The sequence below is a fragment of the Carnobacterium funditum DSM 5970 genome (assembly GCF_000744185.1).
Taxonomy (GTDB): Bacteria; Bacillota; Bacilli; order Lactobacillales; family Carnobacteriaceae; genus Carnobacterium_A; species Carnobacterium_A funditum.
Window position 1 is genome coordinate 1444417 of record NZ_JQLL01000001.1, and the last position, 8084, is coordinate 1452500.

The window sequence follows — 8084 nt, forward strand, 5'->3', positions numbered from 1 at the left end:
ATGTCAGGTGTTATTTACTGAACCGATGATTTTATAAAAGTATTATTAAGCTTTTACTGGGTCAGATGGAGTAGAATTTTCACTCTTTTTAGTATTATCCTTCACAGTAACTCTAATTTTCCCTTTTGAAGCTCCGATAGTTACATGATCTCCCACTTTAATTGCCCCACTCAATAGCTCTTCACTTAAGCGGTCTTCAATTTCTTTTTGAATCGCACGGCGTAAAGGCCGTGCTCCGTACTCTGGATCAAATCCTGCTTTAGAAATGACATCTATAGCAGCTTGGGTCATTTTAACATGAATATCCATTTCTTCTAAACGCTTAGTAACCATTTGTACCAATAGCTTAACAATTTTATTCAATTCAGGTTTTTCAAGCGCATGGAATACAATGATTTCATCTAACCGGTTAATAAATTCCGGTCTAAACGTTGTTTTCAACTCTTCTTTAATTCTTTTTTCCATCGTATTATGATCTTTTTTCTTATCTTTTGTACTAAATCCAACTAGTTTTTCATCTCTCAAGGATGTTGCTCCTAGATTGGAAGTCATAATCATAACTGTATTCTTAAAATCTACTTTACGTCCTTTCGAATCTGTTAAATGACCATCATCTAATACTTGCAATAAAATATTAAAGACATCTGGATGAGCTTTTTCAACCTCATCCAATAAAATAACAGAATAGGGTTTTTGTCGTACTTTTTCAGTTAATTGTCCACCTTCATCATATCCTACATAACCTGGAGGGGAACCAATCAAGCGACTTGTACTGTATTTTTCCATAAATTCAGACATGTCAACTCTAATTAATGCTTCTTCACTACCAAACATAGCATTAGCTAATGTTTTAGCTAATTCTGTTTTCCCTACTCCTGTTGGACCCAAAAACATAAATGAGCCGATAGGTCTATTAGGATCTTTCAATCCGCTTCTAGATCTTCTGATAGCTCTAGCTACTGCACTAACTGCTTCTTCTTGTCCTATTACACGATTATGCAATACTTTTTCCAATTTTAACAAACGCTCTGATTCTTTTTGATCCATTTGTTTCACTGGGATACCTGTCCATAAAGAGACCACTTCCGCAATATCTGTTTCTTCTACTTTTAAATTCATTGAATTTGGAGCAGGGTGTTTAATTTTTTCTAATATGCCTTCAATTTCTATTCGTTGCTTCATTTCACTTGAACGAATTTTAGCCGCTTTTTCAAAATCTTGTAATTGAATAGCCACTTCCTTTTCTTCAATTAACGTTTCTAACTGTTTGAGTGCTGCTACCATTGGTGATGGTTTACTAGAAGAATCTAGTCGTACTTTTGAAGCTGATTCATCTATTAAATCGATTGCTTTATCTGGAAGTTGTCTAGATGTTATATAACGAGAAGATAATTGAACAGCTGCATGAATTGCTGCATCAGTAATCTCAACACCATGATGATTTTCATAACGTGAACGTAAGCCTAATAAAATATCTTCTGTCTCTTCTAGTGTAGGCTGATCAACACGGATAGGTGAGAAACGTCTTTCTAAAGCTGCATCTTTTTCAATATATTTTTGATATTCATCCAATGTCGTAGCACCTATAGTTTGTAATTCTCCACGAGCTAATGCTGGTTTCAATATATTCGAAGCGTCTATTGCTCCTTCAGCACCGCCTGCACCGATTAATGTATGCAACTCATCAATAAATAGTATGACATTTCCATCTTGATAAATTTCATCTATAATTTTTTTCATACGTTCTTCAAATTCTCCGCGATACTTTGTTCCCGCAACCAGTGAACCCATATCAAGCATCATCAAACGTTTGCCAATTAATGTATGTGGAACTTCTCTAGCAGCAATTTTTTGTGCTAATCCTTCCGCTATGGCTGTCTTACCCACTCCTGCTTCACCTATTAAAACTGGGTTGTTCTTAGTCCGACGACTTAAAACCTGGATAACACGTTTTATTTCTGTATGACGTCCAACAATTGGATCAATCTTTTCAGCTCTAGCACTAGCTGTTAAATCTCTTGCTAAAGCATCAAGTGTTGGAGTTCCGGTTGTTTGCTTAATAGCTGATTTAGAACGCTTAGCTTTACCATTGTTTGCATCAGTAATCCCTATTTTTTTCAATAATATTTGACGTATTTTATTTAAATTAATATCTAAGTTCGTTAAAATCTTAGAAGACAATACATCCTCTTCGCGTAGTAAACCAAGCAACAAATGTTCAGTGCCTACTAAAGAAGCTCCCATGCGTCTAGCTTCATCTGTTGCTAATGTAATAGCTTCTTTCGCTCGTGGTGAATAAGGAAGAATGGTATCTTTGGAATCGTACTTCATCGTTCCGTAACCAGTAAAATGTTCTGCTTCTTCTCTTATCTCTTTTTCAGTTATTGAAAACTCACGAAGCGTTTTGCCCGCTATTCCCTCTTGTTCAACTACAAGAGCTAACAAAATATGTTCCGTACCAATCGAACGATGACGAAACTCTTTAGCTTGCTCTTGAGCTAACATTAAGACCGCTTTTGCTTTTTCTGAGAATAATTCATCCATAATATTACCTCCATTCTTTACGACTGTTCGTATCTTAAGTTATTTAGAAAAGCAATCAATATCCTTGCCCGCAATTCGTTTTCTTTTTTAGAATCTTCTATAGACAAAACTGACTTTTCCATAGCTGAAAGCATTAGGCTAGCTTCTCGTTTAGCAATCATATTATCTCCATAAAGTGTTTCTACAATTGAATAAGCGTTTCTTTGTGATATCTCACTATCAATTACATCAATCATCATATCTAACATCTCTACTTCATCTAGCAATTTAACTTTAATTATTCTTATATACCCGCCACCACCACGTTTGCTTTCAACTAAATATCCTTGTTGAACTGTAAATCGTGTATTAATCACATAATTAATTTGAGAAGGAACACAATTAAATCGGTCTGCCATTTCACTACGTCTAATTTCGACTCGCTCATCCGTTCCAAGTACCTTTTTTAAATAAGCTTCAATGATATCCGACATATTCTGATTGTTCATGTGTGACTTGTTACTGAAACAATGAGTTTGTATGGTATACATATTACCTATTTTTACCATACATTGCAACGGTGTTCTTTCAGTAACACTCCTTTTCTTTTCGTCTCAACACCAGACTTGATTATTCATTCTTTCATTAAAAACTAACTTTTAAAGTATCCATCAAATTTTGACTAATACTGACTTTAATTATACGAGAAAATAATGAATTTGAAAAGCAACTCTACTCATTTTTATTTAAACACATCATTTTTCTAGTATACGTATAAGCAAGGGCACTTAAATTCTCATCTTTTTTGGTTTTAAATTTTTTAGATAGATAGTTTGTCAAATTAAGTGCAACACCTCTCCCATGAAGATCTCTTGAGATGTTTGATAGCCAAGACATTTTCTGGGTCTATTATTGATCAGATATAAAGCTTTTTGAAGTTCTTCCTGTTCTACATGATCAAAGTTGGTTCTCTTCGGAAAGAACTCCCTTAGGAGTCCATTACTATTTTCATTGCTTCCTCGTTGCCAAGAAGAATAAGGATCTGCGAAATAAACAGGGATCTTTAATTCCTCTTCAATAATGGGGTAACAACTGAATTCTTTTCCTCTATCCGTTGTGAAGCTCTGAAAAGCTGCTTCGGGCAAGAGAGTATTTAGTTTTCGGAGGGCTGCTTCCATAGAGGAAGCGGATCGATTGGGCATTTTGATTGCGAGGTACCAACGACTTTTCCTTTCTAGAAAGGTCGCCACGCAACCTTTTGCCTGTCCTCGCCCTGATACCACGGTATCTAATTCCCAATGGCCGAAGGTCGTGCGTTTCTTTACTTCCTTTGGTCGTTTAGAAATGGAAGTGCCCACATTGAATCTACCGCGAGTTTCTTTTGGTTTTTGTCGTTTTCCTTTTTGTCTTAATACTGACAATGGAACCTGTAAGAGTCCAGAATAAATCCAACGATAAATTGTTTTAAAGGAAAGTTTACCTTGAAACAACCGACCTACAATTTGTTCAGGAGACCACGTTTGATTCAATTTTTCCTGAATTTTCTCTTTGTTTTCGGGGGTCAGTTTTGGCTTCGCTCCACAATTGGCTTTATTTTGTTCAGATTGCTTTTGTGCTTTCTCACATTGATAATCAGGGTTTCGCTTAAGTTCCCGAGACACAGAAGAAGGAGCACGACCTAGTTTTTGGGCAATCCCACGGATTGAGAATCCTAATTCAAGAAGTGTTTCTATTTTTGAACGTTCAGCTATGGTAAAATGAGTGTAGCTCATGGTGAGTCCTCCAGTCGAATGTTTAGTGTAGTAACTTCATTCTACACGAGACCGCCATGGGTTTCTTTTATTTCACCTGGGTGTTGCACTTAATATTACAATTCATCGATAATAAAAAAAACCACTTAGAATAAGTGGTTTTTTTATTTATCGGGAAGACAGGATTCGAACCTGCGACCCCTTGGTCCCAAACCAAGTGCTCTACCAAGCTGAGCTACTTCCCGTAATTTTTAGTAATTCTTGAAAAAATGCACCCAAGAGGAGTCGAACCTCTAACCGCCTGATTCGTAGTCAGGTACTCTATCCAATTGAGCTATGGGTGCTATATATGGTGCCGAGGGCCGGAATCGAACCGGCACGGTGATCACTCACCGCAGGATTTTAAGTCCTGTGCGTCTACCTGTTCCGCCACCCCGGCATTTTGAACAAGTTATGATTGTTGCATCACTTACTAGCTTAACTAGTAAGCGGAAGACGGGGTTCGAACCCGCGACCTCCACCTTGGCAAGGTGGCGTTCTACCACTGAACTACTTCCGCTAATGGTGCCGGCTAAAGGAGTTGAACCCTCGACCCTCTGATTACAAATCAGATGCTCTACCAACTGAGCTAAGCCGGCTTAAAAATATGGTGCGGGTGAAGGGACTTGAACCCCCACGTCTTTCGACGCTAGATCCTAAATCTAGTGCGTCTGCCAATTCCGCCACACCCGCTAAAATATGGCTATAACTAGTCATCTGAATGAATAGTTATGAGTCATGCAGGATTCGAACCTGCGACCCTCTGATTAAAAGTCAGATGCTCTACCAACTGAGCTAATGACTCATGGTGGAGGTTGACGGGATCGAACCGCCGACCCTCTGCTTGTAAGGCAGATGCTCTCCCAGCTGAGCTAAACCTCCATATGAGAAAAATAAATGTTCGATGCGCGGCAGCGTCCTACTCTCACAAAGGGAAACCCTTCACTACCATCGGCGCTAAGAAGCTTAACTGCTGTGTTCGGCATGGGAACAGGTGTGACCTTCTTGCCATCGCCACCACACATCTTACATATAAGAGAACGTTGTTCTCTCAAAACTGGATAGTGTTTAACTGTAAGGGCTTAAAACCGTTTCTTCATCGTTTAAAAATTGGTTAAGTCCTCGACCGATTAGTATTGGTCCGCTCCATACATCGCTGTACTTCCACTTCCAACCTATCTACCTGATCATCTCTCAGGGGTCTTACTCACTTACGTGATGGGAAATCTCATCTTGAGGGGGGCTTCACGCTTAGATGCTTTCAGCGTTTATCCCGTCCACACATAGCTACCCAGCGATGCTCTTGGCAGAACAACTGGTACACCAGCGGTGTGTCCATCCCGGTCCTCTCGTACTAAGGACAGCTCCTCTCAAATTTCCTGCGCCCGCGACGGATAGGGACCGAACTGTCTCACGACGTTCTGAACCCAGCTCGCGTACCGCTTTAATGGGCGAACAGCCCAACCCTTGGGACCGACTACAGCCCCAGGATGCGATGAGCCGACATCGAGGTGCCAAACCTCCCCGTCGATGTGGACTCTTGGGGGAGATAAGCCTGTTATCCCCAGGGTAGCTTTTATCCGTTGAGCGATGGCCCTTCCATACGGAACCACCGGATCACTAAGCCCGACTTTCGTCCCTGCTCGACTTGTAGGTCTCGCAGTCAAGCTCCCTTCTGCCTTTACACTCTACGAATGATTTCCAACCATTCTGAGGGAACCTTTGGGCGCCTCCGTTACACTTTAGGAGGCGACCGCCCCAGTCAAACTGCCCGTCAGACACTGTCTCCCAGCCAGATTATGGCTGTGGGTTAGAGTGGTCATACAGCAAGGGTAGTATCCCACCATTGCCTCCACCAAGACTAGCGTCCTGGCTTCATAGGCTCCTACCTATCCTGTACAAGCTGTACAAACACTCAATATCAAACTGCAGTAAAGCTCCATGGGGTCTTTCCGTCCTGTCGCGGGTAACCTGCATCTTCACAGGTACTATAATTTCACCGAGTCTCTCGTTGAGACAGTGCCCAAATCATTACGCCTTTCGTGCGGGTCGGAACTTACCCGACAAGGAATTTCGCTACCTTAGGACCGTTATAGTTACGGCCGCCGTTTACTGGGGCTTCAATTCTGAGCTTCGCTCGAAAGCTAACCCATCCTCTTAACCTTCCAGCACCGGGCAGGCGTCAGCCCCTATACGTCATCTTTCGATTTAGCAGAGACCTGTGTTTTTGATAAACAGTTGCTTGGGCCTATTCACTGCGGCTGACCAATTGGTCAGCACCCCTTCTCCCGAAGTTACGGGGTCATTTTGCCGAGTTCCTTAACGAGAGTTCGCTCGCACACCTTAGGATTCTCTCCTCGACTACCTGTGTCGGTTTGCGGTACGGGCAGATTGTTTCTAACTAGAAGCTTTTCTTGACAGTGTGACATCAGGAACTTCGGTACTTAATTTCCCTCCCCATCACAACTTGTCCTTAATAGAGGCAAGCATTTGACTCACCTCAAGACTTGTTGCTTGGACGCACATATCCAACAGTGCGTATTCCTTAGCCTACTGTGTCCCTCCATTGTTCAAACAAAACAAACTGGTACAGGAATCTCAACCTGTTGTCCATCGTCTACGCCTATCGGCCTCGACTTAGGTCCCGACTAACCCTGGGAGGACGAGCCTTCCCCAGGAAACCTTAGTCATTCGGTGGACGGGATTCTCACCCGTCTTTCGCTACTCATACCGGCATTCTCACTTCTAAGCGCTCCACTAGTCCTCACGGTCTAGCTTCGACGCCCTTAGAACGCTCTCCTACCATAGAACCTAAGTTCTATCCACAGCTTCGGTGTTATGTTTAGCCCCGGTAAATTTTCGGCGCAGGGTCACTCGACTAGTGAGCTATTACGCACTCTTTAAATGATGGCTGCTTCTGAGCCAACATCCTAGTTGTCTAAGCAACCCCACATCCTTTTCCACTTAACATAAACTTTGGGACCTTAGCTGGTGGTCTGGGCTGTTTCCCTCTCGACTACGGATCTTATCACTCGTAGTCTGACTCCCGGATATAAATCAATGGCATTCGGAGTTTATCTGAATTCGGTAACCCGAGAAGGGCCCCTAGTCCAAACAGTTGCTCTACCTCCATGATTCTAATTCCGAGGCTAGCCCTAAAGCTATTTCGGAGAGAACCAGCTATCTCCAAGTTCGATTGGAATTTCTCCGCTACCCACACCTCATCCCCGCATTTTTCAACATACGTGGGTTCGGTCCTCCAGTGCGTATTACCGCACCTTCAACCTGGACATGGGTAGATCACTTGGTTTCGGGTCTACGACCACATACTCATTCGCCCTATTCAGACTCGCTTTCGCTACGGCTCCGTCTCATCAACTTAACCTCGCATGGGATCGTAACTCGCCGGTTCATTCTACAAAAGGCACGCTATCACCCATTAACGGGCTCTAACTACTTGTAAGCACACGGTTTCAGGTGCTGTTTCACTCCCCTTTCGGGGTTCTTTTCACCTTTCCCTCACGGTACTGGTTCACTATCGGTCACTAGGGAGTATTTAGCCTTGGGAGATGGTCCTCCCGGATTCCGACGGAATTTCTCGTGTTCCGCCGTACTCAGGATACTGATCAGAGTGAACGAAGTTTCAGTTACGGGGCTTTTACCCTCTTTGGCGGACCTTTCCAGGTCGCTTCTCCTACTTCGTTCATTTATGACTCTATGTGTTCAGTCCTACAACCCCAGAAAGCAAGCTTTCTGGTTTGGGCTATTCCC

General features: G+C 42.3%; 3 protein-coding genes, 8 tRNA genes and 2 rRNA genes (1 of these 13 running past the window's edge). All 13 read right to left on the bottom strand.

The features are described from left to right. Positions 1-45 precede the first annotated feature (45 nt). Positions 46-2544 carry an ATP-dependent Clp protease ATP-binding subunit gene (locus BR44_RS06720; RefSeq protein ID WP_034551439.1) on the bottom strand — a complete coding sequence of 833 codons (2499 nt, stop codon included), beginning with the start codon at positions 2542-2544 and terminating at the stop codon, positions 46-48. A 17-nt stretch (positions 2545-2561) separates the two neighbouring features. Beyond that, positions 2562-3032: a CtsR family transcriptional regulator gene (locus BR44_RS06725; RefSeq protein WP_034553079.1), complete on the bottom strand. Its 471-nt coding sequence runs from the start codon at positions 3030-3032 to the stop codon at positions 2562-2564. Between the two features lie 327 nt (positions 3033-3359). Then, on the bottom strand, positions 3360-4295 hold the full coding sequence (locus tag BR44_RS06730) for an IS30 family transposase (RefSeq protein WP_034551440.1): 936 nt from the start codon (positions 4293-4295) through the stop codon (positions 3360-3362). A gap of 150 nt (positions 4296-4445) precedes the next feature. Continuing rightward, positions 4446-4519: transfer RNA gene (locus BR44_RS06735), tRNA-Pro, on the bottom strand. A gap of 25 nt (positions 4520-4544) precedes the next feature. Continuing rightward, positions 4545-4618: transfer RNA gene (locus BR44_RS06740), tRNA-Arg, on the bottom strand. Positions 4619-4624: 6 nt separating this feature from the next. Continuing rightward, positions 4625-4713: transfer RNA gene (locus BR44_RS06745), tRNA-Leu, on the bottom strand. Positions 4714-4761: 48 nt separating this feature from the next. After that, positions 4762-4833: transfer RNA gene (locus BR44_RS06750), tRNA-Gly, on the bottom strand. Positions 4834-4836: 3 nt separating this feature from the next. Beyond that, a tRNA-Thr gene (locus BR44_RS06755) sits at positions 4837-4912 on the bottom strand. Positions 4913-4921: 9 nt separating this feature from the next. Beyond that, positions 4922-5006 (bottom strand) — tRNA-Leu (locus BR44_RS06760). Positions 5007-5045: 39 nt separating this feature from the next. Then, positions 5046-5118, bottom strand: a tRNA-Lys gene (locus BR44_RS06765). A gap of 1 nt (position 5119) precedes the next feature. After that, positions 5120-5195 (bottom strand) — tRNA-Val (locus tag BR44_RS06770). 24 nt (positions 5196-5219) lie between these two features. Beyond that, positions 5220-5335 (bottom strand): 5S ribosomal RNA (rrf, locus tag BR44_RS06775). Positions 5336-5423: 88 nt separating this feature from the next. Continuing rightward, a 23S ribosomal RNA gene (locus BR44_RS06780) occupies positions 5424-8084 on the bottom strand (it continues 260 nt past the right edge of the window).